The sequence below is a fragment of the Pseudomonas sp. rhizo25 genome, assembly GCF_031931935.1.
GTDB classification, from domain to species: Bacteria; Pseudomonadota; Gammaproteobacteria; order Pseudomonadales; family Pseudomonadaceae; genus Aquipseudomonas; species Aquipseudomonas synxantha.
In genome coordinates this window covers 51,822-77,869 of sequence record NZ_JAUJXA010000019.1, presented here as the reverse complement: position 1 = coordinate 77,869, position 26,048 = coordinate 51,822, and the positions used below count along the sequence as shown (strand labels likewise).

The following is a 26,048-nucleotide window of genomic DNA, read 5'->3' as shown; positions in this document are numbered from 1 at the left end:
TCGTTGCCCAAATAACGGATATGTACCCGGTCTGATCCAACATCCTAGTCGGCTGTCAGGCCGCCATCGGGGGCAAGCCCCCTCCCACAGGGGACCGCCTACAACCTGAGGATGGTTACCAGAACCGCTGCTGGGTCAGCCGGCTCCACCAGGTCAGCAATACCCGGTCTACCGAACCGCTGGCCGCCAGGCCCACGCGCTCTTGCAGGCTTTTACGCTCGGCATAGTGCAGGTGAAACACTTCGGCAGTCTTGGCCTTGGTGGCCAGGTATTCATCGCTGGTTTGCAGCTCGTCGACCAACTGTTTGTCGAGGGCGGCCACACCCAGCCACACTTCACCGGTCGCTACATCGTCAATCGCCAATTGCGGGCGGTACCGTGAGACAAAGTTCTTGAACAACTGGTGGGTGATGTCCAGGTCTTCCTGGAACTTCTCCCGGCCCTTCTCGGTATTTTCGCCAAACACCGTGAGGGTGCGTTTGTATTCGCCGGCAGTCAGCACTTCGAAGTCGATATCGTGCTTTTTCAGCAAGCGATTGACGTTGGGCAACTGCGCGACCACGCCGATGGAGCCGAGGATGGCGAACGGTGCACTGATGATCTTCTCGCCGATGCACGCCATCATGTAGCCGCCGCTGGCCGCCACCTTGTCTATGCACACGGTCAATGGCACGCCGGCCTGGCGGATGCGCGCCAGTTGCGACGAAGCCAGGCCATAGCTGTGCACCATGCCGCCGCCGCTTTCCAGGCGCAGTACCACTTCATCCTTGGGTGTGGCCAGGCTCAGCAGCGCGGTGATTTCATGGCGCAGGCTCTCGGTGGCCGAGGCCTTGATGTCGCCGTCGAAATCCAGCACAAACACTCGCGGCTTGGGCTCGGGTTTCTTCTTGCCCTTTTTCTTTTCAGTCTTGCTCTCGGATTTGCGCAAGGCCTTGAGCTGGTCCTTGTCGAGCAGGCTCGACTCCAGGCGCTCGCGTAGGCCCTTGTAGAAATCATTCAGCTTGCTGACCTGCAATTGGCCGGCGGATTTACGACGACCTTTGCTGCGCAGGGCTGCGAAGCTGATCAGTACCACCAGAATAGCGACCACCAGAGTGACGGTCTTCGCCAGAAAGCTCGCGTATTCGGCCAAAAAATCCATATGTCTCCTTAAGAATGCACTGCGCCAGGCGCGGATGGCCTCAGCATACCGACGCCATCGCGCAGGGGCCAGTGATCAAACCGCCAGCAGGCGGGCTCCAACGAGGTTTTAAAACAAGCGTATGTTTTTTCATTGACAGCTTGCAGGCATCCTCATAACCTCGCCAGACTTTCAACGTACCGGGAAAACGGACGTGGGCAGCATCTATCTGATTCGACATGGCCAGGCCTCCTTCGGTGCAGACGACTATGACGTTCTGTCGCCCGTTGGCGTGGAGCAGGCGCAAGTGCTCGGTCGCCACCTGGTCGACCTGGGCCTGAGCTTCGACCGCTGCATCGCCGGTGACCTGCGCCGCCAGCAGCACACCGCCAGCGCCACGTTCGAGCAATACAGCGCCCTTGGCCTGCCGGTTCCGACGTTGGAGACCGACAGCGCGTTCAACGAATTCGACGGCGAAGCGATCATCCGCGGCCTGTTGCCCGACCTGCTCGGCAGCGAACCCGATGCCGTGCACATCCTGCGTAACGGCCCGCAGAACCGCAGCGAGTTCCAGCGTATCTTCGCGCTGATTGTCGAGCGCTGGCTGGCCGGCACTTATGACCCACCGGGGCTGGAAAGCTGGCTGGGGTTTGTCGAACGTGTCCAGGGCGGCTTGCAGCGTATCCTCGAAGCCGCCGACAACACCGACAAAATCGCCGTATTCACCTCCGGCGGCACCATCACCGCCCTGCTCCACCTGATTACCCGAATGCCCGCTGCCCAGGCGTTCGAAATGAACTGGCAAATTGTTAACACCTCGCTCAACCAGCTGAAATTCCGCGGTCGCGAGGTGGTACTGGCTTCCTTCAACAACCATGCCCACTTGCAACTGTTGAAGGCGCCGCAGCTCATCACTTTCCGATGAGCTGCGGCCAACCGTGACCCCAAGGTCACTGGACTCACCATAAAGGATCGAAACCATGACTGACGTAGCCAAAGCTGTAGAAGCAATGAAAGCCAAATTCAACCCAAGCGCTGCCGAAGGCTTGGACCTGGTATTCGGTTTCCGCATCGACGACACCAAGAACTTTTCGCTGGTGGTCAAGGACAAGACCTGCGAACTGCAGGAAGGCGAAAACCCTGACGCCCAAGTGACCCTGGTCATGGACAGCGAAACCCTGGAAGGCATCGTCGACGGTTCCACCGACGGCATGCAGGCATTCATGGGCGGCAAGCTGCGCACCGAAGGCGACATGATGCTGGCGATGAAGCTGAGCGAGCTGTTCCCTTCCTGATCCAAGAGCAAGCCTTGATCCCTGTGGGAGGGGGCTTGCTCCCGATCGCGGTTTGTCAGTCGCCTCTCAGTTGACTGCCCCACCGCTATCGGGAGCAAGCCCCCTCCCACATTGGGTCTGCGGTGGTATTCAGATTCTGGGTTGCAGCAACAACGCCACCAATGCACTCCACCCCGTCTGGTGTGATGCCCCCAACCCCCGCCCCGTCTCCCCATGAAAATACTCATGGAACAACACCAAGTCACGGCTGGCCGGGTCCGCCTCCAGTTGCGCATACCCCGCCATTGACGGTCGCAGGCCATTTTCATCGCGCAGAAACAACCGCGTCAGACGCGCGCTGAGGCTGTCGGCCACTTCTTCCAGGGACGACAGATAACCGCTGCCCGTCGGGTACTCCACGGAAAAATTATCTGCGTAGTACCGATGAAACTCCCGCAACGATTCAATCAGCATGTAGTTGACCGGCATCCACAGCGGCCCGCGCCAATTAGAGTTGCCGCCGTACAAGCGTGAATCGGATTCGCCGGGCTGGTAGCTGGCACACAGGGTGTCACCATTCATCTTCAGCGCCAGAGGCTGTTCTGCGAAAGCCTTGGACAAGGAACGCACGCCAAAGGCCGACAAGAATTCATTGTCATCCAGCATACGCCGCAGCAGATCCTTGGTCCGTTCGCCGCGCAGCAACGCCAGCAACAGGCGGTTGCCCTGCCCCGGTTCGTTCCAGCGTGAGACCAGTTTGGCCAGGTCCGGTCGGTGATGCATAAACCCCAGCAGGCGCTCGCGCAACCCTGCCAGCCCCTCATGCTCGCGCTGCTCCAGCACCAGCACCGCGAACAACGGCATCAGGCCAACAATCGAACGCAAACGCACCGGTTCATTCTGGCCGTCGGGGTGATGCAGTACGTCGTAGAAGAACAGATCCTGCTCATCCCATAGGCCTTCGGCGCTGTCGTCGACGCGGTTGATGGCGCCGGCGATATACAGGAAATGCTCGAAAAACTTAACCGCAATGTCCACATACACGGCATTACGCTTGGCCAACTCCAGCCCGATGCGCATCAAGTCCAGGGCATAGGCCGCGACCCAGGCGGTGCCGTCGGCTTGATCCAACTGGTAACCCGGTGGCAGCGCGGCGGAGCGGTCGAACAAGGCGATATTGTCCAGGCCCAGGAAACCACCCTGGAACAGGTTGCGGCCCTCGGCGTCCTTGCGGTTGACCCACCAGGAAAAATTCAGCAGCAGCTTGTGGAAGATCCGTTCGAGGAAGTCCATGTCGCCGACGCCGGTCAGCGCCTTGTCCTGCTGATACACGCGCCAGCTGGCCCAGGCATGCACGGGTGGGTTGGCGTCGTCGAAGCGCCACTCATAGGCGGGCAGCTGGCCGTTGGGGTGCATAAAGCGGTCCTTCACCAGCAACAACAGCTGCTGCTTGGCGTACCCCGGGTCGATCAGCGCGATGGCCACCGCCTGGAAGCCCTGGTCCCAGGAGGCGTACCACGGGTATTCCCAGGTGTCGGGCATGGACAGGATGTCGAAGTTGGACAGGTGCCGCCAATGGGTATTGCGCATATGCAAACGCTCGGGCGGCGGCGCAGGCTGGGCCGGATCGCCGTCGAGCCACTGGTTGACGTCGAAATAGTACAGCTGCTTGGACCACAGCAAGCCGGCCAGGGCCTGACGTTGCACATTGCGCGCATCGTCATCGGCGATGCCTTGTTGCAAGGCTGCGTAGAAGTCATCGGCCTCCTGGCGGCGCTGTTCGAACAACTTGCGTGCGTTGACCTCGGGGGCGCCCACAGGAGCAAAGCGCAGATAGAGGCTTTGGCTTTCCAGGCCCGCCAGCTCCAGGCTGAATCGCGCCGCCACCTTGGTGCCCGCGTTACCGCGGATGGCCCCTTGATCACCCTCTACCACGTAATCGTTGATGCCATCCTTGAACGGCCCGGGCGTCGGCTGCCCGCCCAGTTTGGCGAAGTTGCTCTCGTTTTCGCAGAACAGCCATTGCACGCCGTCCCGGCCCCAGGCGCTGAGATGGCGATCGTCCAGTTCATGATGACGGGCCAGCACGCGGTCGCCCTCCAGGGTCAAGCTGGGCTTGGGCGCATCGAAGGTCCAGCTCCAGTCATTGCGCGCCCACAACTGGGGCAGCACCTGCAGGCGTGTTGGTTGGGCCGAGCGGTTGTGCACGGTAACGCGCATGAAAATATCGTCGGGCTGGTGCTTGGCATATTCGACAGTGACGTCGCAGTAGTGGTTGTCTTCAAACACACCGGTGTCGAGGATTTCATACTCGGCATCGCCCAGCCCGCGGCGGGCGTTTTCGGCGATCAAATCGGCATAGGGAAAAGCGGCATGGGGGTATTTGTACAGCATGCGCATGTAGGCATGGCTCGGTACGCCATCGACGAAAAAGTACAGCTCCTTGACGTCTTCACCGTGGTTGCCCTCGGCGTTGTTGAGGCCGAACAGGCGCTCCTTGAGAATCGCGTCGCGCTCATTCCATAGCGCCAGGCCCAGGCACCAGCGTTGCGCTTTATCGCTGAAACCGGCCAATCCGTCCTCACCCCAGCGATAGGCGCGACTGCGCGCCTGTTCATGGGGAAAGTAGGCCCAGGCGTCTCCATCGGCGCTGTAGTCTTCGCGCACCGTGCCCCATTGGCGTTCGCTCAGGTACGGGCCCCACTCGCGCCAACGCTCGGCGTCTTGCGGCGCCAGGCGCTGGCCTTCAATCGTGTCCAGCAGGCGGGTTGCGGGTACGGCCGTCATTGAGTCCTCCATCACCTACACAGTGAGGAGCAGTGTAAAACCCAATGACGCCCGGTTGCACATGAAGACTTGAGAAGTGGGTGCAGTTGAAGATCGGGCGGGTTGATTTTCTCATGTACACCTCATCATTCATTTGCAGAATGAAGTCCAGAGGAATCTTCGTTTGCAAGCTGGCCTGTGGCTCAACAAAATCAGGCAAAGGCCACTTTCATCGCCATAGCCATCAGGAATTTTTCTATGCACGCCACTGCACATGTCAGCCCCGATGAGATCCGCAAGGGCTTTTCCAAGGCCATGTCCGACATGTACCGCGATGAAGTTCCGTTGTACGGCGCGCTGCTGGAACTGGTGGCCGAGACCAATACCAGTGTGCTCGACCATGAACCGCGCCTGGCGCAACAGTTGCAACGCACCGGGGAAATCCAGCGCCTGGACAGGGAGCGCCACGGCGCCATCCGCCTGGGCACCGCCGCGGAACTGGCGACCATCAGCCGCTTGTTCGCAGTGATGGGCATGCAACCGGTGGGCTATTACGACCTCACCCCCGCCGGGGTGCCGGTGCATTCCACCGCCTTTCGCGCCGTGCATGAACGCGCACTGCAAACCAGCCCGTTTCGCGTGTTCACCTCATTGCTGCGCCTGGAACTCATCGAAAACCCAACGTTGCGCACGTTCGCCGAAAGCGCCCTGGCCAAGCGCTCGATCTTCACCCCCGGCGCCCTGGCGTTGATCGAGCAAGCTGAAACGCAAGGTGGCCTGAATGCCAGTGACGCCAAGGTTTTTATCCGCCAGGCCCTGGAAACGTTCCGCTGGCACCACGCCGCCACGGTAACGCGCGCGCAATACCAGCAACTCAGCGACCAACACCGCCTGATTGCCGACGTGGTGGCGTTCAAGGGCCCGCATATCAACCACCTCACCCCGCGTACCCTGGACATCGATCAGGTGCAGGCCGCCATGCCCGGCAAAGGCATCACGCCCAAGGCGGTGATCGAAGGCCCACCGCGGCGCGAATGCCCGATCCTGCTGCGCCAGACCAGCTTCAAGGCCCTCGACGAACCCATCGCCTTCACCGATGCCCACGGCAGCCACAGCGCACGCTTCGGCGAAATAGAACAACGCGGTGTCGCACTGACGCCAAAGGGCCGTGCGCTGTACGACCAACTGCTGAACGTCGCCCGCGATGAACTCGGCGCGTTCCCCACTGAGGCCAACGCCGAACGCTATGTGCAATTGCTGGAACAGCACTTCCAGGCGTTCCCCGATGATCATGGGCAGATGCGGGAACAGGGCCTGGCGTACTATCGGTACTTCGTCACCGACAAAGGTCTGGCAGCCCGCGGCCAGGCCGACCAGCCGCGTGACTTGCAAGCGCTGGTCAACGCTGGTCACGTGGCGGTGGAGCCATTGGTGTACGAGGATTTCCTGCCGGTGAGTGCGGCGGGGATCTTCCAGTCAAACCTGGGGGATGCGGCGCAAAGTCATTACGCCGCCAACTCCAACCAGGCGCAATTCGAACAGGCGCTGGGGCGCAGGACGATCGATGAGTTGCAGCTTTACGGTCAGACGCAGCAGCGTTCCATTGATGAATGTTTGGGCACACTGCTGGCATGAAATAGGGTGTCCTCCCCGGCTCAGCGGCACAATCCTTGCGCCACAACAGTCCCCAGAGCCGGGTGGACGGGGCGCATCATAAAGACTGAGTCCTACAATGTCCCGCAGGTAAATCTGAACAAATATTGCCGCATTGCTGTTAACCCAAGCGCCCTACAATCTCGTCTTTGATCAGCAGCCGCTTCTTCTTAAGGTTTTCCACATCCTCATCGCTGGCACTGGCTTTTTCTGCCTTGAGCACCTCCCCGTCCGCAACGTCATATTGCGTGAGCAACGCGTCCAGCCGCTTGTCACTCGCCCTGCGTTCGTGAACGGCTTCCTTGCTCAAACCCAAGTCCTGATACAGGTCGTGTTTCACTGGCATGGCGTACCTCCACAAGTTATTCAATGGCCTACGCCCATGAAACTAGCCCATTCCAAGCGGTCTTGTCATGTGCCAGGTCAATACGCGTCCGTTCGTCGTAACCCTGGCGATGGGATCAAACCTTTGCCGTGCCCTGCCCTCCACTATAGATCGCCACCCGAGGGAGAACGGTTTTATGAATCACGTTGCCACTGCTGCCGACACCCAATGCATCAACACCATTCGTACCCTGGCCATGGATGCCGTGCAGAAGGCCAACTCGGGCCACCCGGGCACGCCCATGGGCCTGGCGCCAGTAGGTTACACGTTGTGGAGTCGCTTCCTGCGCTATCACCCCGAGCATCCGGACTGGCCTAACCGCGACCGTTTTGTGCTGTCAGTGGGGCATGCATCGATGTTGCTGTATTCGCTGTTGCATCTGGCCGGTGTGGTGGAAATTGACGCTCACGGCAAGCGCTCCGGCCAGCCGGCCATCAGCCTCGACGATATCAAGCAGTTCCGGCAGATGGGTTCCAAGACCCCGGGCCATCCCGAGTACCGCATGACCACCGGCGTAGAAACCACCACCGGCCCGCTGGGCCAGGGCTGCGCCAACAGCGTCGGCATGGCCATGGCCGAACGCTGGCTGGCCGAGCGTTTCAACCGCGACGGCCAGGTGCTGTTCGACTACGACGTGTACACCCTGTGCGGTGACGGCGACATGATGGAAGGCATCAGCAGCGAAGCGGCGTCGATGGCCGGCCACTTGAAGCTGGATAATCTGTGCTGGATCTACGACAACAACACCATCAGCATCGAGGGCCACACTGAGCTTGCGTTCAGCGAAGACGTGATCAAGCGCTTCCAGGCCTACGGCTGGCACACCGTGCACGTCACCGATGCCAATGACTTGCAGGCCTTGAGCGTGGCCCTGGAAACCTTCAAGGCCAACACCGGCGCACCGACCCTGATCGTGGTCGACAGCGTGATCGGCTACGGTTCGCCACACAAACACAACACCGCCGCCGCCCATGGCGAGCCGTTGGGCGAAGATGAGATTCGCTTGACCAAGGCTGCCTATGGCTGGCCGCAGGATTCGAGTTTCCTGGTGCCCGAAGAGGCCCGTGCGGTATTGCGCGATGCCCTCTTTGAACGCGCCGAGCCGCTGTATGCCGAGTGGAACCAGATCCTGGCGTCCCTCGACCCACAACGGGCCGATGAACTGCAGCGCATGCGCGCCGGGGAAATGCCCGAGCAGTGGCAAGCGCACCTGCCGAGCTTCGCCGCCGATGCCAAAGGCGTCGCCAGTCGTGCCTCGGGTGGCGAAGTGCTGAATGCCTTTGCCCAACAGATTCCGTGGCTGCTGGGCGGCTCGGCGGATTTGTCGCCCTCGACCAAGACCAACCTCACCTTCGACGGCGCCGGACGTTTCAGCGCCGACGACTACAGTGGGCGCAACCTGCACTTCGGTATCCGCGAACATGCCATGGGCGCGATTGCCAACGGCATGGCGCTGTCCTACCTGCGTCCGTACACCTCGACCTTTCTGGTGTTCAGCGACTACATGAAACCGCCGATCCGCCTGGCGGCGATCATGGAACTGCCGGTAATCTTCGTATTCACCCATGATTCCATCGGCGTAGGCGAGGATGGGCCGACACACCAGCCTATCGAGCACCTGACCCAACTGCGCGCCACCCCGGGGCTGCTGACCCTGCGCCCGGGCGACGCGAATGAAACCCTGGAACTGTGGAAAGTGGCCCTGGCCCAAACCCACCGGCCAAGCTGTGTGGTGCTGTCGCGTCAGGCGCTGCCTACGCTGGATCGCAATAAGTATGCGCCAGCCTCCGGGGCAGCCAAGGGTGCGTATGTGCTGGCCGGTGCGGATCAACCTGAGGTTATTCTGATCGCCACAGGCAGTGAGGTCAGTCTCGCAGTGGCTGCCTATGAACAGCTCAAGGGCGAAGGCGTTGCCGCGCAGGTGGTATCGATGCCGAGCTGGGAACTGTTTGAAGATCAAGACCAGGCTTACCGCGACAGCGTCTTGCCGCCAGCAGTAAAAGCCCGGGTGGTGGTGGAACAGGCAGGTCCCTTGGGTTGGGACCGTTATGTCGGGCAGACCGGCGCCAAGGTGGTGATGAACAGCTTCGGCGCCTCGGCACCGTTGGCCAAGTTGCAGGAGAAGTTTGGGTTCACCGTGGAGAATGTGGTGAAGCTGGCCAAGCGACAAATCCAACTGACAGACGAATAATCTAAGTGTGGGAGGGGGCTTGCTCCCGATGAGGGCGTGTCAGTGATACATCTGTGACTGACCCGCCGCTATCGGGGGCAAGCCCCCTCCCACATTTGAACATCATCACGCTTTAGACCAGCTCTCTGGCCAGATAGGGCGCCGTGCGGCTGTTCTTGCTTTTGGCGACCTTCTGCGGTGTGCCACACGCCACTACCTTCCCGCCCAGGTCCCCTGCCCCCGGGCCGATATCGATCACCCAGTCACTCTGGGCCACTACGCGCATTTCATGCTCCACTACCACCACGGTATGCCCGGCGTCCACCAGCTGATTCAACTGGATGAGCAAGCGGTCGACGTCCTTGGGGTGCAGCCCAGTTGTGGGCTCGTCGAGTACATACAACGTAGCGCCACGGGCATTGCGTTGCAGCTCGGTGGCGAGCTTGATGCGCTGAGCCTCACCGCCCGACAATTCGGTGGCCGGTTGGCCAAGGCGCAGGTACCCCAGGCCGATATCGCGCAGCACTTGCAATGAGCGCAGTACACCAGGCTGGTCGGCAAATACGTCCACCGCCTGCTCTACTGTCAGGCCCAATACCTGGGCAATGTTCAAGCCCTGCCATTTGATCGCCAGGGTTTCAGGGTTATAGCGCGCACCATGGCAGGTCGGACATGGCGCATACACGCTTGGCATGAACAACAGTTCAACGCTGACAAAGCCTTCACCCTCGCAGTTCGGGCAACGGCCCTTGGCGACGTTGAAGGAGAATTGCCCGGCGTCGTAATCGCGCTTCTTGGCCGCTGGCGTGGCAGCGAAGAGTTTGCGCACGTTGTCGAACAGTCCGGTGTAGGTCGCCAGGTTGGAACGCGGCGTGCGGCCGATGGGTTTCTGGTCCACCTGCACCAGCCGGCGGATGTGTTCCAACCCGGCGCTGATATGCCCGCCGCTGGCTTGCGGTGCGGCGTCTTCCAGGCTCGGCTCGTCGTCGCTTTCCAGTACACGCCCCAGGCCCTGGCCCACCAGTTCCAGCAGCGCCTGGCTGACCAGACTGGATTTGCCCGAGCCGGAGATACCGGTCACCGCTGTAAAGCAGCCCAGCGGGAAATCCACTTTCAGGTCGCTCAGGTTATTACGCGTCACGCCTTCCAGCTTCAGCCAGGCACTGGGTTCGCGGCGCAGCGGATTCGAAGGGCGCTGTTCGGCGAACAGGTATTCGCGGGTCTGCGATGCCTCGATATCCACCAACCCCGCAGGCGGGCCGCTGTAAAGCACTTGCCCGCCATGTTCACCGGCGGCCGGGCCGACGTCGATCAGCCAGTCGGCGCGGCGCATGGTTTCCAGGTCATGTTCCACCACAAACAGCGAATTGCCCGCAGCCTTCAAGCGCTCCAGGGCGGTGAACAGCGCTTCGCCATCCGCTGGGTGCAGGCCCGCCGAGGGTTCATCCAGCACATAGATGACGCCGAACAACTGCGAGCCCAATTGGGTCGCCAGGCGCAGGCGCTGCAATTCCCCGGACGACAAGGTCGGCGTGCTGCGCTCCAGGGACAGGTAGCCCAAGCCCAGGTCGATCAAGGTGCTGACCCGCTCGAGCAGGTCCTGGGCGATGCGCTGGGCCGCCAGGCGTTTTTCCACCGTCAGCTTCATCTTGTCCTGCCCGGCCGCTACCGGGCGCAGCAACTCGGCCAGTTGCGCCAGGGACAGTTGCGACAATTCACCGATATCCACCCCGGCAAACTTCACCGACAGTGCTGCTTGGGTGAGGCGTTTACCGTGGCACAACGGGCAGGCACTGCCTTGCATGAATTGCGACACGCGCTTTTTCATCAGCGCGCTCTGGGTATGGGCGAAGGTGTGCAGGATATAGCGCCGCGCGCCGCTGAACGTACCCTGGTAACTGGGCTCGATCTTGCGCTTCAACGCATCGCGGGTCTGCTCTGGGGTGAAGCCGGCGTACACCGGCACGGTCGGGGTTTCTTCGGTGAACAGGATCCAGTCGCGTTGTTTTTTCGGCAGCTCGCGCCACGGGATATCCACGTTGTAGCCCAGGGTTACAAGAATGTCGCGCAGGTTCTGGCCCTGCCACGCCAGCGGCCAGGCCGCCACCGCACGCTGGCGGATGGTCAGGGACGGATCCGGCACCATCAGCGCTTCGGTCACTTCATACACCCGGCCCAGGCCATGGCATTGCGGGCACGCGCCCTGGGGCAGGTTCGGCGAGAAGTCCTCGGCATACAGCATGGCCTGCCCCGGCGGGTAACTGCCGGCGCGGGAGTACAGCATGCGGATCAAGCTCGACAAGGTGGTGACACTGCCCACCGAGGAGCGCGCACTCGGCGTGCCACGTTGCTGTTGCAGGGCCACGGCCGGCGGCAAACCTTCGATGCTGTCCACATCCGGCACACCGACCTGGTCGATCAAGCGTCGTGCATAGGGCGCCACCGATTCGAAATAGCGGCGCTGGGCCTCGGCATACAAGGTAGAAAACGCCAGGGAAGACTTGCCGGAGCCGGACACGCCGGTAAATACCACCAGGGCATCCCGGGGAATATCCACGTCGACGTTACGCAAATTATGTTCGCGAGCGCCACGCACCCGCACGAAGCCCGAGGGCTGGGCGGTGACCGGAGGGATGTTGCGCGGTGAAGTCATGGGCAACCTTGTCTTGCGTTGAGCACCGTGCGCACGCGTTGCGTCAGGGCATCGGGGCTATAGGGTTTGCTCAGCAGATGGATATCGGCGCTGAGCAGATGATTGGACGACAGAATGTCGCGGGTATGGCCGGAGGTGAACAGCACCGCCACCGGCGGGTTCTGCGCCCGGGCCCAGTCGGCCAGGTCGGTACTCTTGACCCGGCCGGGCATGACCACATCGGTGAAGATCAGGTCCGGCGCCAAGCCGCCGTGCAACGCTTGCATGGCGTGATCGCCATCCTCGGCGGTGAGTACGGTGTAGCCCGACTGCTCCAGCAACTCGACCACGGTCAGGCGCACGCCTTCATTGTCCTCGACCACCAGGATGGTTTCCTGGCCGCCGCCCTGCAGGTCCAACTCATTCTGTGCGTCGAGGCATTCGGGTTCCAGGCTGTGGGGAAAATACATCTGCACCACCGAACCCTTGCCCTCCTCGCTCCACATGTCCACATGCCCGCCACTCTGGCGCACAAAGCCGAACACCATGCTCAGCCCCAGGCCGGTGCCCTGGCCTTCACGCTTGGTGGTAAAGAAGGGTTCGAATGCACGTTTGAGGGTCGCCTCGGACATGCCCACACCGGTGTCAGACACCGCCAGGCGCACATACTCGCCGGGCTTGATGCTTTTACCGATGCAATCGCCGGGGTTGAGGATGATGTTTTCGCCGGTGATACGAATCACGCCTTCGCCCTGCATGGCGTCGCGGGCGTTGATCGCCAGGTTGAGCAGCGCGTTTTCCAACTGGTTGCGGTCGACGTTGATGCACCAGGAATCCTGGGGCAATTGCACATCGATATGAATGGTTTCCCCCAGCGCCCGTTGCAATAGCTCGCCCAAGCCGGCGTAGATGCGTTGCGGGTTGTACACCGCCGGCGACAAGGGCTGGCGCCGGGCAAACGCCAGCAGTTGCGAGGACAGCTTGGCGCCACGCTCCACCGCGGCGATGGCGGCGTTGACGCGACGTTGCACCTGGGGGTTGTCCGGCTCATGGCGGGCGAGCAAATGCAGGTTGCCGGCGATCACTTGCAGCAGGTTATTGAAGTCATGGGCCACGCCGCCGGTGAGGCCGCCAATCGCCTCCAGCTTTTGCGACTGGCGCAACTGGTCTTCGGCAGAAGAACGCGCCTGCACTTCGGCGGCCACCCGCTGTTCAAGGTTGTGGGTGAGTTCTCGGCGCACGTGCTCGGACTTAACCAGTTCAGTGGTCTCGACCACGATTGCCAGCACCCCGGCCGGTTGCTGGTCATCACCGGCAACCGGACTGTAATAGAGGTCCAGCCACACGGTTTCCGGCTTGCCGTTACGCGACAGCACCAGGTCCTTGTTATTGAAGGACAGGGTGCCTCCCGCCAGGCAGGTGTCCACCACATGGCGGTTGAACTCGGCCACTTCCGGCCATCCCAGCTCCACCGGCGTGCCGAGCAGGTACGGGTGCCGGCCGCCGGCAAAGGCTGAATAGCTGTCGTTATAGATCATGTAGCCCGCACGTCCCCACAGCATCACCATTGGCACCGGCGAAGCCAGCATCATCTGTACGGTACAGGCCAGGCTGGTGGACCAGCGGTCAATGGGCCCAAGGTCAGTGGTCGACCAGTCAAATGCGCGAATACGCTGGGCCATTTCGCCGGCCCAGCCGTCACAGCCGTGAGGGTTGGATAAAAATGGCATGGTTCAACTCTGCGCAAAGAGGACAATCGCAACTTTTGGAGCGCACCGGCGCGAGATGGTTTCATCTTGTATAAATTAGGTGGTCGTGAACGCAGAAACCAGCGGCCTTAATGAAAATCCCGGCTGCGCACAGTGATCCCTGCCAGCAGCGGCGTGAGGTCAGTCAAGCGCCCGGCGATCAAGTGCCGTACCTCGCCTACCGCCTCCCAGCGGCCGTCCACCTTGAGCAACCGCGAGCCCACCAGCGCCTGGCGTTGGCGCTCGGCCAGGTCACGCCAGACCACCACGTTGAGGTTGCCGAATTCATCTTCCAGGGTGACAAAGGTCACGCCACTGGCCGTACCGGGGCGCTGGCGACCGGTGACCAGCCCGGCAATGCTGACGTTGCGCCCATGCTCCACCGTCAGCAGCTCCTGGGAACTACGGCAGCGTCGCTTGCGCAACTCGCTGCGCAGCAGGGCCAAGGGATGCGGGCCAAGGGTGGTGCCGAGCGTGGCGTAATCGGCCTGCAAGTCTTCGCCTACGCTGGGTGCGGGTAACGCCACCACCGCTTCCTCGGGACTCGGCAAACCGGCAAACAAGCCGAGCTGCTGATGTACACCGGCCACGTCCCAACGCGCCTGATGCCGGTTGCCGGCCAGGGCGCGCAAGGCACCGGCATCCGCCAGCAGCGCCTGGGCCCGGGCATCCAGGCCGGCGCGTGCATCCAGGTCGGCGATGTCGCTGAAGCGTTGCCGCTGGCGGGCCGCTTCGATACGCCGTGCGTCTTCCTCGCGAAACCCCGAGATCATGCGCAAGCCCAGGCGAATCGCCGGCTGCTGGCCGTCGATGGGTTCCAGGCTGCAATCCCAGTCACTGGCCTGCACATCCACCGGGCGGATCTGCAAGCGGTGGCGCCGGGCGTCCTGCAGGATCTGGTCCGGGCTGTAGAAGCCCATGGGCCAGCTGTTGATCAGGGCACAGGCGAAGGCTGCCGGTTCATGACACTTGAGCCAGCAACTGGCGTAGGTCAACAGGGCAAAACTGGCGGCGTGGGATTCGGGGAAGCCATAGCTGCCAAAACCCTTGATCTGCTCGAAAATCTGCGCGGCGAAGGCTTCGGTGTAGCCGTTCCTGAGCATGCCGGCGCGCAGCCGTTGCCGGTGCGGCTCGAGCCCGCCATGACGTTTCCAGGCGGCCATGGAACGCCGCAGCTGGTCGGCCTCGCCGGGGCTGTAGTCGGCGGCGACCATGGCGATCTGCATCACCTGCTCCTGGAACAACGGGATGCCCAGGGTCCGTTCCAGCACCACTTTCAATGCCGGCGAGGGATAGGTCGTGGCCTCTTCCTTGTTCCGTCGGCGCAAATACGGATGCACCATGCCGCCCTGGATCGGCCCGGGGCGCACAATGGCGACTTCGATCACCAGATCATAGAACGTCTGTGGCTTGAGCCTGGGCAACATTGACATCTGTGCCCGCGATTCAATCTGGAACACACCGATGGTGTCGGCCTTGCTGATCATCGCGTAGGTCGCCGGGTCTTCCTTGGGAATGCTTGCCAGGCTCAAGTCCTGATTGCGATGACGGCGCAGCAGGTCGAAACAGCGGCGGATTGCGCTGAGCATGCCCAGGGCGAGGATATCCACCTTGAGCAGGCCCACCGCGTCGAGGTCGTCCTTGTCCCACTGGATGATAGTGCGCTCGGCCATGGCGGCGTTTTCCACCGGCACCAGGGTATCCAGTGGGTATTCGGAAATCACGAAGCCGCCAGGGTGCTGGGACAGGTGCCGGGGAAAGCCGATCAATTGCTGGGTCAGCGTCAGCACGCGGCGCAACAGTGGGCTGTCCGGATCGAAGCCGCTTTCACGCAGGCGCTCCAGGGGCGGCGCGTCGTCACTCCAGCGCCCACAGCAGTCAGCCAGGGCATTGATCTGGTCTGGCGGCAACCCCAGGGCCTTGGCCACATCCCGCACCGCGCCGGCCGCGTGGTAGCTGCTGACCACCGCCGTCAATGCCGCGCGGTGGCGGCCGTAGCGCTGGAAGACGTATTGCAGCACTTCTTCGCGGCGTTCGTGTTCGAAGTCGACGTCGATATCCGGCGGCTCGTTGCGCTCCTTGGACAAGAAGCGCTCGAACAACAGGCTGGTCAGGCTTGGGTTGATCTCGGTGATGCCCAGGGCAAAGCACACCGCCGAATTGGCCGCCGAGCCTCGGCCCTGGCACAGGATCGAACGGCTGCGGGCAAAGCGCACAATGTCGTGCACCGTGAGGAAATAGCTTTCGTAGCCCAGCTCGCTGATCAGCTTCAACTCTTTATCGATCTGTTCCAGAGTCTTGGCATCGACGCCCTTGGGCCAGCGCCGGGCAATGCCTTCTTCGGTGACCGCGCGCAACCAGGAGGCGGCGTCATGGCCGCTGGGTACCAGCTCCCGTGGATAGTGGTAACGCAGCTGGCTCAGGTCGAACGTGCAACGCCGGGCGATCGCCAGGGTTTCGTCCAGCAGTGCTTGCGGGTAGAGCTCGCCCAGGGCGTCCAGGCTACGCAGGTGTCGCTCGCCATTGGGGTGCAACAGCGTGCCGGCGTCGGCCACCGCTACGTGGTGGCGGATGGCGGTCATGGTGTCTTGCAGGGCGCGACGCCCGCGAGCATGCATATGTACATCGCCGCAGGCCACGGCGGGGATGTGCAGGCTGGCGGCCAATTGCAGGCGCTGTTCCAAGTGGCGTTCGTCGTCTTGGCCGCAATGCAACTGCACCGCCAGCCACAGGCGCTCGGCGAAGGTACGGCGCAGCCATTGGATCGAGGCTTGGGTGTCCTCGTCTTGTGCCACCCACAGTGCCAGCAAGCCGGGCAGCGGTTGCTCGAAATCTTCCTGCAGCAGGCGATAACGACCTTTTTCGGCGCGACGCCGGGCCAGGGTGATCAACCGGCACAGGTGCTGGTAGCCGCTGAGGTCTTCCACCAGCAGCACCAGTTTCAGGCCGTTTTCGAGGCGCATCTCGCTGCCGATAATCAGCGGCAGGTCTACCGCCTTCGCCGCTTGCCAGGCTCGCACAATGCCTGACAGCGTGCATTCGTCAGTGATTGCCAACGCGCTGTAGCCTTGGGCTTTGGCCCGTTCGAACAGTTCCAGGGCGCTGGAGGCACCGCGTTGGAAGCTGAAGTTGGACAGGCAGTGCAGCTCGGCGTAACTCATGCACTACTTTCCCCTGTAGGAGCGAGCTTGCTCGCGAAAAACGTGAAGCCGCCGCGTTCCTTCAGGATGCCAGCGTTATCGTTGACGACCTTCGCGAGCAAGCTCGCTCCTACAGGGTTCATGCAAACCAGCCTTGCAGCCACAGCCCATCGCTGTTCCCGACGTTGCGGTAGGCCCAGCCTTGCTGGCCGGCGCGGGTCTGGATCAGGTAGTAGTCGCGGCGCACATCGGCGCCATCCCACCAGCCGGTTTCGATGCGCTCCGGGCCCATGAGGATGTGCACGCCTTGCTCGCTCATCAAGGTGGGTTCGTGCAGCAACCAGCCGGGACGCCGGACCTTGCTCAAGGTTGGGCAGGCGCGGCTGTCGGTCGCGGCCTGCCAGGCGCATTCGGGGCGGTGGTCGGCGTGGAAACGCAAGCCCTGCACGGCGTCATCCCCCAGGCGCGCACGCAGGCGTTCGCGCAATTGTTCCCACGGCAGGGTTTGTTGCGGGCGGTCGTCAAACAGGTCCTGGCGCTGCGGCACGAACACCGGCAAGTCCTCGGCCACCAAGCGCAAGCCGCGCACCGGCGAGGTGACCTGGACCTGCTCCAGGCGCCCCCGAGCCAGCTCGAACAGCATCAAGGGCTCGCGTTCGGCGCTGAGCAGGCCGACCTTGATCACACTGTCGGGTGCCTGGGCATGTTCCAGGTGCAGGTCGAAGCGCTGCACGCCACTGTCGCGCCCGCAAAGGAAGGCCGACAAGTCGCCGGTCAAGCGGCGCAAGGGAAACAGCAGCGCCTGGTGGGATTGCACATCGAAGTTCAACTCGATGCGCGCATCGAACTGGTCCGGCGGCTGATAGAACTCCAAGGCCAAGGGCCGTTGCCCGCTCAAGACGTCGAGGTGCTTGAGCAGGCTGGCGTCAAAGCGCCGCGCCAGGGTGTGCCGGGGCAACGCCTGCACCTGGGCCAGGGTGCGCAGGCCCATGCGCGACAAGGCCGTGGCGGCCTGCGGCTCGAGGCCGGCGCGGTCGATGGGCAGCAGCGCCAGGGCGTGCATCAAGGCGCTGTCATCGGCCACGGCCAAGCCATCGTAAAGGTTCGCCAACACCCTTGCCGCCGCAGGATTGGGCGCAGCGACGATGCGGTGACGAAAGCCAAGCTCGGTCAACTCCTTGCGCAAACGCGCCTCGAACTGTGGCCAGGGCCCGAACAGGCCCAGGCTCGACTCGATCTCGAACAACAAGGCCCGCGGGTAATACAGGCTGACCTGGGAGCTGAAACGGTAGGCCCAGGCGGCGAGCAACTGCTGCAGGCGCTCGATCTCCAAGGGGTCGTATTCGACGCAGGCAAAGCTTTTGGCCAGGGCATGGGCCGCCGTCAAGGATTGGCCGGGGCGCAGGCCCAAGGCCCGGGCGGCGGCATTCACGGTTTGCAGCACCCGCCGCTGCGACGTGCCGGCCAGCAGTGCCAGCGGCTGGTCGGGCTCGGGATGCACACGCTGCGCCCCGTCCAGCGCCAATTGCGGGAAGACAATACACACCCAACGCATGGCAACCTCAATGCCCCGCCAGGGCAATCGGCGCCGGATGGGCCAGCCCGCCGCGGCACTTGAGCACCCGCACTTGCGCGGGCCGGGCCTCGACCGCCAGGCGCAATGCCGCGGGCGATGCATTGACCGCCTCACTCAAGGAGCGCCAGGCAAACGCCAGGGTCTGGCCGGTTTCCGCCGCGACTTGCAAACGCCGCAAGGCCCGGTCATCGGCCTTGCGCGGCCAGCACAGCACCGCACCACAACTGCCCGAACGCAGGCATTGTTCCACCGCCCACAATGCGTCGCGCTCCTCGGCCTGGATGATGGAAAGCTTGCGCACATCCACCCCGGCGTTCTGCCAGGCGTGGGGGTACGGCGTATAGGGCGGCGCCACCAGCACAATGCGCTCGCCCAGAGCCGACAAGCGCGCCAGGGTCGGCAGTACCAACTGCAACTCGCCCACACCGTCCTTGGCCATCAGGATTTCACTCAAGGCCGCTTCCGGCCAGCCGCCACTGGGCAGCACCGCATCCAGCGCCGCCAGCCCCGTAGCGTGCACGCTGGCCGGTGGCGCGGCGGGCCGGCCCTTCCAGACTCGCCCGCCATTGAACAGCGAGTCCAGGGCAACCACGGCGCCCATCAGCCTTGCCTCACCAGGCCGCAGAACACCCCTTCGATGGCCAGGTCCTGATCGGGTCCGACCACGATGGGTTGATACGCCGGATTACGTGGCAACAGGCGAACCCGGTCGCCGCTGCGCTCGAAACGCTTGATAGTGACTTCACCGTCCAGGCGCGCCACCACAATCTGCCCGTTCAAGGCTTCGACGCTGCGGCGCACGCCCACCAGGTCGCCGTCGAGAATGCCGTCTTCGATCATCGAATCGCCCTGCACTCGCAGCAGGTAGTCGGGGGTTTTCGCGAAGGTGGCAGGGTCCAGTTGCAAGCGGCTGTGCACTTCGGCATCGGCCCCAATGGGCCGGCCTGCGGCCACTCGCCCCAGCACCGGCACATCCAGCCACTCGGGACGCTCGGGTTGATTAAGCAGGCGAATACCACGGGCCTGGTTGGGGTTGACCTCGATAAAGCCAGCTTCGCTCAGGGCCACCACATGCTTGCGGGCGACGCTGCGCGAGGCGAAGCCGAACGCCTCGGCGATCTCGGCGAGGCTGGGGGGCTGGCCTCGTTGCGCGATGCGGTCGCGGATAAAGGTCAGGATGGCGGTACGGCGGGGGGTCAGATTCGTCATGGAGTACATTTGTACTCCTATGGGAAATTTCTGACAATTACCGTCAGTCGGGGGTGAGGTTAGCGAGGTGGTTGCGCGACTCTGATCTGGGAGCTTGATTTCATAACGGTCTGATTGACTGCACCCGGTAAAAAATGTGGGAGGGGGCTTGCTCCCGATGGCGGTGGGTCAGCCGTAGATGCGTTGCCTGATACTCCCTCATCGGGAGCAAGCCCCCTCCCACATTGGATCGCAGGTGCGTCAGTGGGATCATCGGCGGCTGTCGGGCCGCTGCGCGAGCAAGCTCCCTCACCAGCCTTCTTTCAGCATCTTCAGTTCAAGGTGCTGCAACAACATGATCGTCTTGCCATCCACAATATCCCCACTCTGCACCATCTCCAGTGCCTGCTCGAAGCCCAGTTCAAGCACCTCGATATCCTCACCCTCCTCCGCCAGGCCACCGCCTGCCCCTACCCGATCCCCTGGCTGGTACTCTCCCATGAAGAAGTGAATCCGCTCAGTCACCGAGCCGGGGCTCATGAACGCCGCGTAGATTTTCTCCACATGCCCCACGCGATACCCGGTCTCTTCCTCGGCTTCCAGGCGAATGCGTTCTTCAGGGCTGGCGTTATCCAGCAACCCGGCCGCCGCTTCGATCAGGTAGCCGGGGTAGTCGTTGACGAACGTGGGCATGCGGAACTGACGGATCAACAGCACCGTGCGTTGCCCGCGGTTGTACAGCAGGATCGTCGCGCCGTTGCCGCGGTCATACACCTCGCGGGTCTGGGCTTGCCAGCTGCCATCCCGGCGACGCAGGTCGAAGCTGTATTTTTTCAAGAGGTACCAGCTGTCCGATAGGGTTTCTTCGGCGGTGATGCGAACGGGGCTGTTGTCCATGGTGGGGCCTATGCAGGTGGGAACAGGTTCAGTGGCGATGGCTGCCGTTGAGCCGACCACCCTAACAACCTGCGCCGGGATTGTTCAATGCTGTAACACTTTGCTCTGCTACAACCGTCGCATTAATGCCTGCGCGCTCGGGCCATCTGGTAAAACCCGTGCTTCGCTTTTGTCCTGGAGCTTTCATGTCTTCTCGCTTTATCGCCCGCCTGGGCCTGCGCTGGCTGCCCCTGCTGTGCATGGCTGTGCTGATCGTCGGCCTACCCGTCGGCTGCGCCGTGCTGCAGCACAAGGAACGCGAACTGGTGTTTCGCATCGAGCCGGGGACTGCCGGCTGGTACACCGGCCTGCCCAAGGCCGTGCAGGAATTCGAACTCAGGCCCGCCAGTTTCAAATCGGGGCAGAACATCCATGGCTGGTGGTACCCGGCTGCGAACAAAGATGCGCCGGCCATCCTCTACCTGCACGGGGTACGCTGGAACCTCACAGGCCAGCTGTTTCGCATCGAGCAATTGCATGCCCTGGGCTTCTCGGTATTGGCCATCGACTATCGCGGCTTCGGCCAAAGCCACGGCGACCTGCCTTCGGAAACCACCGTGTACGAGGATGCACGCATCGCCTGGGAGCGCTTCCAGACCCTGCAACCGGACCCGGGCAAGCGCCTGATCTACGGGCATTCCCTGGGTGGCGCGGTGGCCATCGACCTGGCCGCCGAACTGGGCAAGCAGGTACCGCTGCCGGTACGTGGGCTGGTGATCGAATCCACGTTCACCTCCCTGGCGGATGTGGCCACAGCCGTCAGTAACACGTCGTTACCGGTGCGCTGGTTGCTGTCGCAGAAGTTCGATTCCATCGACAAGATTGCCGACATCCACATGCCGTTGCTGGTGGTTCATGGCCTCGACGACCGCTACGTGCCACCGCGCTTCAGCCAGCAGTTGTTTGAAGCCGCCCAGCAACCAAAGCACCTGTTGCTGGTGCCGGGTGCCAGCCATAACAACAGCATGAGCCTGGCCGGGCGTAGTTATGGCCAGGCGCTGGACAAGCTGATGCACACCAAGATGCCCGACCCGGTGGTGACTCACTCCACAGCGCGCGACAACGCGTCATAAACAGGCTTTTCGGCACTGGGTTCGCGCTTGGCTGTCAAGCGCAAACCCTGCCCATACTGGCCCGAAACAGAAGTTGATCAAATAATGACCTGCATTGAAATCGCCAACGCTGCCGGGCCTTCGTAAAGTTATCCACAGAGATACCCACGGTTTTCGTGGACAACTCTTTTTATTTTTTTACGATTTTTTTGCTCAGGCAACACATTCAGGAAAGCTCCCGGGCAGCAAAATCTCGCGGTTCACATCACGTATATCGTTATAGCCACACAGCGCCATCGACACGTCCAACTCTCGGGCAATGATATCCAGCGCCTTGGTCACGCCCGCCTCACCCATCGCTCCCAGGCCATACAAGTGCGGGCGACCGATCATGGTGCCCTTGGCCCCCAGGGCGATGGCCTTGAGTACGTCCTGGCCGGAGCGAATGCCCCCGTCGAGCCACACTTCAATGCGCTTGCCCACGGCCTCGACGATCGCCGGCAGTTGGCTGATGCTCGACGGCGCGCCATCCAGCTGACGACCGCCGTGGTTGCTTACCACCAGCGCATCGGCGCCGGAATCGGCCGCCAGCCGCGCATCTTCCACATCGAGGATGCCCTTGATGATCAACTTGCCGCCCCAGCACTGCTTGATCCATTGCACATCGTCCCAACTCAGGCGTGGGTCGAATTGCTGGGCGGTCCAGGACGACAGCGAACTCATGTCGGCCACGCCCTTCACATGCCCGACGATATTGCCGAAGCCACGGCGCTGGGTGCCGAGCATGCCCATCACCCAGCGTGGTTTGGTCATCATGTTGAGGATATTCGGCAGGGTCAGCTTGGGCGGTGCCGACAGGCCATTGATCAAGTCCTTGTGGCGTTGCCCAAGAATTTGCAGGTCAAGGGTCAGCACCAGCGCATCCACCCCAGCGGCCTTGGCACGCTCGATCAACCGCTCGATAAATCCGCGGTCGCGCATTACATACAGCTGGAACCAGAACGGCTGGCCGACATGCTCGGCGATGTCTTCCAGGGAGCAGATGCTCATGGTCGACAAGGTATAGCGCAGCCCGAATGCGGCAGCGGCACGGGCGGTGAGGATCTCGCCATCGGCATGCTGCATGCCCGCCAGGCCGGTGGGCGCCAGGGCCACGGGCATGGCCATGTCCTGGCCGATCATCGTAGCGCGGATCGAACGCTCATCGATATTGCGCGCCACCCGTTGGCGGAACTGGATGCGCGCAAAATCACGCTCATTGGCGCGATAGGTGCTCTCAGTCCAGGAGCCTGAATCGGCGTAGTCGTAGAACATCCGTGGCACGCGTTTTTGCGCCAGCTTGCGTAAGTCTTCGATGGTTGTGATCAACGACATCGGGTCACCTCTCCCTGAACTGAGGCAAGAGATTAACCGGCGATCGGCTGCGCAGCCAACCACCGGCTCGCAACCAACGTTTTATTGGCTAAGAGGTGCAGCGTGCGGCATAACCAGATGTTCGCTGTTCACCATCAAAAGAGCGTCCATCACCGCATGGCCGCTGGCCGTATTATCGAAGATGCACCAAGTGGGAACACCCGCCGCAGCCGACGCCTCCAACAGCCGCGCATAGGCCTGCACACGCTGCGGGCCGTAGGCGCTGTGATAAATGCGCGGCGAGCCGTGCAGGCGCCAATATTGCACGCCTTGCCAGCCGGCGCCCGGGTCGATGACGGCCGGGTCGGCGTTTACCCGGCCTATCTGCATGTCCAGCAACATGGCCTCGGCGTCAAGCCAACTGGGGTGACGTGGCTCCAGCACCACGGCGCCGGCAAAACGCTGGCGCAGTGCAGTGAAAAAACCTGTGGCCAACGCTGGTTCATAGCGCAACGAAGGCGGCAGTTGTACCAGCAGGCAGCCCAGCTTCTGCTCCAGATGCAGGCACTGTTCAAGAAACTCATCCAGCGCGGTAGCGCACCCTTGCAAGCGCAGTTCATGGGTAATGCGCTTGGGCACCTTGACCGAGAAACGAAATACCGACGGCACCGACTGCGCCCAGCGTGCATAGGTCTTGGGCAGGTGCGGACGGTAAAACGAACTGTTGATTTCCACCGCGTTGAAGCGCGAGGCATAGCGCTGCAAGTGAGTGCCCTCTTCGGCAAACGCCGCCCAGTGTTCGCGCGGCAGGCTCCACCCCGCACATCCCACATACACAGGTGCCGTCAAAACAGCACCTTGGCTGCATCGCGCATGAAAATCTCGATGGTCTTGGGCCCGACCCCGTCAAACTCGCCGAGGCGCTGTTCGAAAGCGTGACGGTCCTCGCTGGCGTGTTTGATCTGGGTGATCTTGCCCGCGTACTCGGCATTCAATTTGGCACTCAGGTCCAGCAGGCGCTGGGCGGTGGTTTCGTCGTAGCGTACGTAGTGGGCACGCCCCAACATCGAAACCAGCTCACGGGAGGTGCAATGCTGCAGCTTGCGCGCAGTATCGCGGCCCTCCTCTTCGATAATCACCCGATACGCCTGGGCCGCAATCGGCGCCTGGATACGCTTGCCCATTAGAAAGCTGGCGATAAACCATTTAAACAGGCTGGCGTCATCGTCAGGCGTGAGTTGGATGCCCAGTTCAGACGCCGTGATCGACTTGGCCATGCTCAGTGGCCCAGCTTGCGCTCGGCCTTGTCGGCCTGCTCATTGATGGCGTCAGTCTGGCGCTCGGTTTCCTTGATCGACGTCGGGGTCAGGACCTTGTCGACGGCTTCTGTCTTTGGGTCCGGATGCTCAAGGGTCTGCCCCTTGGCGGGTTTTGCGGCTCCTTTCTGGGCGTCTTCGGAGCTGATGGGGTTGGGGGTTTTGTCGGCAGTCTTGGGGTCAGTCACGGTGTATCTCCTGGCAGATGCGAGCCTGCGAAAATTGGCAGGCACTTATGCAGAAGAGCCCGACGAAATTCGATAGTTCAAGGAAATTGCCCTCGTCACCGCTGGCGAAAAAAACGCAAAAAAAATTTAAACCTTTTGCGCGGCCGCCGGCTCAACACTCAGGTAACGACATCACGTCATCCATAAGGAGATTCACCATGACTAGCAAGCTGATGAAACAGATGGGCCTGACCTTCGCACTGGCTGCGGGTTCGATTTCCGTTGCCATGGCGGCGACCTCCAATGACTTCGTCGACAAGGCCGCGCAGAGTGGTATCACCGAAGTCGAGGCCGGCAAGCTCGCCCTGCAAAAAAGCAGTTCGGCTGACGTGAAGACCTTCGCCCAGCACATGGTCGACGACCACACCAAGGCCAACCAGGAACTGATGGCACTGGCCAAGAAACATGATCTTGAAGTGCCGGATGATGCCGCGCTCATGGACAAGGCCAAGAAAGCCATTCTCGAGATGCGCGACGAATCCTTCGACAAGGCCTATGCCAACAACCAGGTCAATGCCCATGAAGAAGCCGTCGAACTTTTCAAGAAAGAATCGACTTCCTCGGACAACGCCGAGCTGAAGGCTTTTGCCAGCGAGAAGCTGCCGACCCTGGAAAAACACCTGAAAATGGCCAAGGAGCTGCAAAGCAAATACGCCAAGTAATTCACTCACCCACACAGGAGATATCCGCTCATGAGTGCGCAACTCAACGGTAAGAAAATCCTGATCATCACCTCCAATACCGGCATCGAGCGCGACGAGCTGCTCAAACCCTTGGAAGCCCTGCGGGGCTACGGCGCCACCGTGACCCACGCTTCCAGCAAAGGCGGCACCACCCAGACCTTTGTCGGCGATACCGAAAAGGACGGCACCGTGGAGTCCGACGTGCAATTGTCGGATGTGGTCAGCGGCAACTTCGATGCGCTGGTCATTCCGGGCGGCACGGTGAATGCAGATACCTTGCGCCAGGACGCAGCAGCGCTGCGCTTGATCAAGGACTTTGCCGACGCCGGTAAAACCATCGCGGCCATCTGTCACGGGCCATGGGCTCTGATCGATGCTGGCGTGGTCAAGGGCAAGACCCTGACTTCCTATAAAAGCGTGCGCATCGACCTTGAAAACGCAGGTGCTGCGGGTGTGGTCGATGCCGAGGTCAAGGAGTGCAAGGCCAACGGCTGGACCTTGATCACCTCACGTACGCCGGACGACTTGCCGGCGTTCAACGAGGCGATTGCCAAGGCTGTCGCCGGCTGATCACGAGATAAAAATCTCCAGGACGCTGGAGATCCAAATGTGGGAGGGGGCTTGCTCCCGATAGCGGTGTTTCAGTCAACTTATGTGTAGCTGACTCACCGCCATCGGGAGCAAGCCCCCTCTCACATTTGGCCCGGGGCAGCATTGTGCAATCCTGCGGGAGCCCGACCATGCAAGCTGCACGAAAGCCAATCATTGCTTAACTTATAAATAATTGATTTTAAACATAAATATTCAGAAGAAAAAGTTGGTACGCCTG

At 61.9% G+C, this 26,048-nt stretch carries 21 protein-coding genes; 7 read left to right on the top strand and 14 right to left on the bottom strand.

Annotated elements, in window-relative coordinates; all coding sequences use genetic code 11:
* Positions 1-115: 115 nt before the first annotated feature.
* Positions 116-1,141 (bottom strand): protease SohB, encoded by a 1,026-nt coding sequence (gene sohB / locus QZR30_RS25370; protein WP_046068507.1) that lies wholly within the window; start codon positions 1,139-1,141, stop codon positions 116-118.
* A gap of 193 nt (positions 1,142-1,334) precedes the next feature.
* Here sohB and QZR30_RS25365 point away from each other — a divergent pair, with 193 nt between their 5' ends.
* Positions 1,335-2,045, top strand: a complete 711-nt coding sequence (locus QZR30_RS25365; protein ID WP_056846225.1) for a histidine phosphatase family protein — start codon at positions 1,335-1,337, stop codon at positions 2,043-2,045.
* 55 nt (positions 2,046-2,100) lie between these two features.
* The gene (locus QZR30_RS25360) at positions 2,101-2,415 is read left to right on the top strand and encodes an SCP2 sterol-binding domain-containing protein (RefSeq protein WP_005788868.1); all 315 of its coding nucleotides are present in this window, start codon (positions 2,101-2,103) and stop codon (positions 2,413-2,415) included.
* A gap of 129 nt (positions 2,416-2,544) precedes the next feature.
* Here QZR30_RS25360 and QZR30_RS25355 read toward each other — a convergent pair whose 3' ends face one another.
* A complete protein-coding gene (locus QZR30_RS25355; protein WP_311904491.1) occupies positions 2,545-5,181 on the bottom strand; it encodes an MGH1-like glycoside hydrolase domain-containing protein in 2,637 nt (878 codons plus the stop codon).
* A gap of 237 nt (positions 5,182-5,418) precedes the next feature.
* Between QZR30_RS25355 and hglS the strand changes: the two genes are divergently transcribed.
* Positions 5,419-6,795, top strand: a complete 1,377-nt coding sequence (gene hglS / locus QZR30_RS25350; RefSeq protein WP_311904489.1) for a 2-oxoadipate dioxygenase/decarboxylase HglS — start codon at positions 5,419-5,421, stop codon at positions 6,793-6,795.
* Between the two features lie 139 nt (positions 6,796-6,934).
* Here the strand turns inward: hglS and QZR30_RS25345 are convergent, their stop codons facing one another.
* Positions 6,935-7,159, bottom strand: coding sequence for a YdcH family protein (locus tag QZR30_RS25345; RefSeq protein ID WP_046068511.1), 225 nt, complete (start codon positions 7,157-7,159; stop codon positions 6,935-6,937).
* A 175-nt stretch (positions 7,160-7,334) separates the two neighbouring features.
* Here QZR30_RS25345 and tkt point away from each other — a divergent pair, with 175 nt between their 5' ends.
* Entirely contained in the window at positions 7,335-9,389 is a 2,055-nt protein-coding gene (gene tkt / locus QZR30_RS25340) for a transketolase (protein ID WP_046068512.1), read from the top strand.
* A 112-nt stretch (positions 9,390-9,501) separates the two neighbouring features.
* Here tkt and uvrA read toward each other — a convergent pair whose 3' ends face one another.
* From uvrA to QZR30_RS25305, 7 genes are all read right to left on the bottom strand, one after another.
* Entirely contained in the window at positions 9,502-12,021 is a 2,520-nt protein-coding gene (uvrA, locus tag QZR30_RS25335) for an excinuclease ABC subunit UvrA (protein WP_311904488.1), read from the bottom strand.
* Complete coding sequence (locus tag QZR30_RS25330) at positions 12,018-13,730, bottom strand: ATP-binding protein (protein ID WP_311904486.1); 1,713 nt, start codon at positions 13,728-13,730, stop codon at positions 12,018-12,020. The genes uvrA and QZR30_RS25330 overlap by 4 nt, the downstream gene beginning before the upstream one ends.
* A 107-nt stretch (positions 13,731-13,837) precedes the next feature.
* A complete protein-coding gene (locus QZR30_RS25325; RefSeq protein WP_056846230.1) occupies positions 13,838-16,909 on the bottom strand; it encodes an error-prone DNA polymerase in 3,072 nt (1,023 codons plus the stop codon).
* A gap of 118 nt (positions 16,910-17,027) precedes the next feature.
* Complete coding sequence (locus QZR30_RS25320) at positions 17,028-18,443, bottom strand: Y-family DNA polymerase (protein WP_059396954.1); 1,416 nt, start codon at positions 18,441-18,443, stop codon at positions 17,028-17,030.
* A gap of 7 nt (positions 18,444-18,450) precedes the next feature.
* Positions 18,451-19,065 (bottom strand): translesion DNA synthesis-associated protein ImuA, encoded by a 615-nt coding sequence (gene imuA / locus QZR30_RS25315; RefSeq protein WP_059396953.1) that lies wholly within the window; start codon positions 19,063-19,065, stop codon positions 18,451-18,453.
* Positions 19,065-19,682 (bottom strand): transcriptional repressor LexA, encoded by a 618-nt coding sequence (gene lexA / locus QZR30_RS25310; RefSeq protein ID WP_311904485.1) that lies wholly within the window; start codon positions 19,680-19,682, stop codon positions 19,065-19,067. Before lexA ends, imuA begins: the two co-directional genes overlap by 1 nt.
* A gap of 279 nt (positions 19,683-19,961) precedes the next feature.
* The gene (locus QZR30_RS25305; RefSeq protein ID WP_059396952.1) at positions 19,962-20,549 is read right to left on the bottom strand and encodes an NUDIX domain-containing protein; all 588 of its coding nucleotides are present in this window, start codon (positions 20,547-20,549) and stop codon (positions 19,962-19,964) included.
* Positions 20,550-20,734: 185 nt separating this feature from the next.
* Between QZR30_RS25305 and QZR30_RS25300 the strand changes: the two genes are divergently transcribed.
* Positions 20,735-21,661 (top strand): alpha/beta hydrolase, encoded by a 927-nt coding sequence (locus QZR30_RS25300; protein ID WP_046068520.1) that lies wholly within the window; start codon positions 20,735-20,737, stop codon positions 21,659-21,661.
* Between the two features lie 192 nt (positions 21,662-21,853).
* On the opposite strand, the gene QZR30_RS25295 is transcribed toward QZR30_RS25300, so the two are convergent.
* The 4 genes from QZR30_RS25295 to QZR30_RS25280 form a co-directional block, all read right to left on the bottom strand.
* Positions 21,854-23,014 (bottom strand): alpha-hydroxy acid oxidase, encoded by a 1,161-nt coding sequence (locus QZR30_RS25295; protein ID WP_046068521.1) that lies wholly within the window; start codon positions 23,012-23,014, stop codon positions 21,854-21,856.
* 81 nt (positions 23,015-23,095) lie between these two features.
* Positions 23,096-23,842 carry a DUF72 domain-containing protein gene (locus QZR30_RS25290; RefSeq protein WP_235577305.1) on the bottom strand — a complete coding sequence of 249 codons (747 nt, stop codon included), beginning with the start codon at positions 23,840-23,842 and terminating at the stop codon, positions 23,096-23,098.
* Entirely contained in the window at positions 23,839-24,270 is a 432-nt protein-coding gene (locus QZR30_RS25285; RefSeq protein WP_311904481.1) for a DNA methylase, read from the bottom strand. Before QZR30_RS25285 ends, QZR30_RS25290 begins: the two co-directional genes overlap by 4 nt.
* 2 nt (positions 24,271-24,272) lie before the next feature.
* Positions 24,273-24,497: a hypothetical protein gene (locus QZR30_RS25280; RefSeq protein WP_046068523.1), complete on the bottom strand. Its 225-nt coding sequence runs from the start codon at positions 24,495-24,497 to the stop codon at positions 24,273-24,275.
* A gap of 197 nt (positions 24,498-24,694) precedes the next feature.
* Here QZR30_RS25280 and QZR30_RS25275 point away from each other — a divergent pair, with 197 nt between their 5' ends.
* On the top strand, positions 24,695-25,198 hold the full coding sequence (locus QZR30_RS25275) for a DUF4142 domain-containing protein (RefSeq protein WP_043050416.1): 504 nt from the start codon (positions 24,695-24,697) through the stop codon (positions 25,196-25,198).
* A gap of 30 nt (positions 25,199-25,228) precedes the next feature.
* Positions 25,229-25,789 carry a type 1 glutamine amidotransferase domain-containing protein gene (locus QZR30_RS25270; RefSeq protein ID WP_046068524.1) on the top strand — a complete coding sequence of 187 codons (561 nt, stop codon included), beginning with the start codon at positions 25,229-25,231 and terminating at the stop codon, positions 25,787-25,789.
* Positions 25,790-26,048 lie beyond the last annotated feature (259 nt).

Excerpts from the sequence above, each read along its gene's own strand:
- QZR30_RS25320 (WP_059396954.1), bottom strand. The coding sequence starts at position 18,443 with ATGCGTTGGGTGTGTATTGTCTTCCCGCAATTGGCGCTGGACGGGGCG.
- QZR30_RS25270 (WP_046068524.1), top strand. The coding sequence starts at position 25,229 with ATGAGTGCGCAACTCAACGGTAAGAAAATCCTGATCATCACCTCCAAT.
- imuA (WP_059396953.1), bottom strand. The coding sequence starts at position 19,065 with ATGGGCGCCGTGGTTGCCCTGGACTCGCTGTTCAATGGCGGGCGAGTC.
- QZR30_RS25330 (WP_311904486.1), bottom strand. The coding sequence starts at position 13,730 with ATGCCATTTTTATCCAACCCTCACGGCTGTGACGGCTGGGCCGGCGAA.
- hglS (WP_311904489.1), top strand. The coding sequence starts at position 5,419 with ATGCACGCCACTGCACATGTCAGCCCCGATGAGATCCGCAAGGGCTTT.
- QZR30_RS25355 (WP_311904491.1), bottom strand. The coding sequence starts at position 5,181 with ATGACGGCCGTACCCGCAACCCGCCTGCTGGACACGATTGAAGGCCAG.
- QZR30_RS25305 (WP_059396952.1), bottom strand. The coding sequence starts at position 20,549 with ATGGACAACAGCCCCGTTCGCATCACCGCCGAAGAAACCCTATCGGAC.
- QZR30_RS25360 (WP_005788868.1), top strand. The coding sequence starts at position 2,101 with ATGACTGACGTAGCCAAAGCTGTAGAAGCAATGAAAGCCAAATTCAAC.
- sohB (WP_046068507.1), bottom strand. The coding sequence starts at position 1,141 with ATGGATTTTTTGGCCGAATACGCGAGCTTTCTGGCGAAGACCGTCACT.
- uvrA (WP_311904488.1), bottom strand. The coding sequence starts at position 12,021 with ATGACTTCACCGCGCAACATCCCTCCGGTCACCGCCCAGCCCTCGGGC.
- QZR30_RS25300 (WP_046068520.1), top strand. The coding sequence starts at position 20,735 with ATGTCTTCTCGCTTTATCGCCCGCCTGGGCCTGCGCTGGCTGCCCCTG.
- QZR30_RS25345 (WP_046068511.1), bottom strand. The coding sequence starts at position 7,159 with ATGCCAGTGAAACACGACCTGTATCAGGACTTGGGTTTGAGCAAGGAA.
- QZR30_RS25325 (WP_056846230.1), bottom strand. The coding sequence starts at position 16,909 with ATGAGTTACGCCGAGCTGCACTGCCTGTCCAACTTCAGCTTCCAACGC.
- QZR30_RS25275 (WP_043050416.1), top strand. The coding sequence starts at position 24,695 with ATGACTAGCAAGCTGATGAAACAGATGGGCCTGACCTTCGCACTGGCT.
- QZR30_RS25295 (WP_046068521.1), bottom strand. The coding sequence starts at position 23,014 with ATGTCGTTGATCACAACCATCGAAGACTTACGCAAGCTGGCGCAAAAA.
- QZR30_RS25285 (WP_311904481.1), bottom strand. The coding sequence starts at position 24,270 with ATGGCCAAGTCGATCACGGCGTCTGAACTGGGCATCCAACTCACGCCT.
- lexA (WP_311904485.1), bottom strand. The coding sequence starts at position 19,682 with ATGTACTCCATGACGAATCTGACCCCCCGCCGTACCGCCATCCTGACC.
- tkt (WP_046068512.1), top strand. The coding sequence starts at position 7,335 with ATGAATCACGTTGCCACTGCTGCCGACACCCAATGCATCAACACCATT.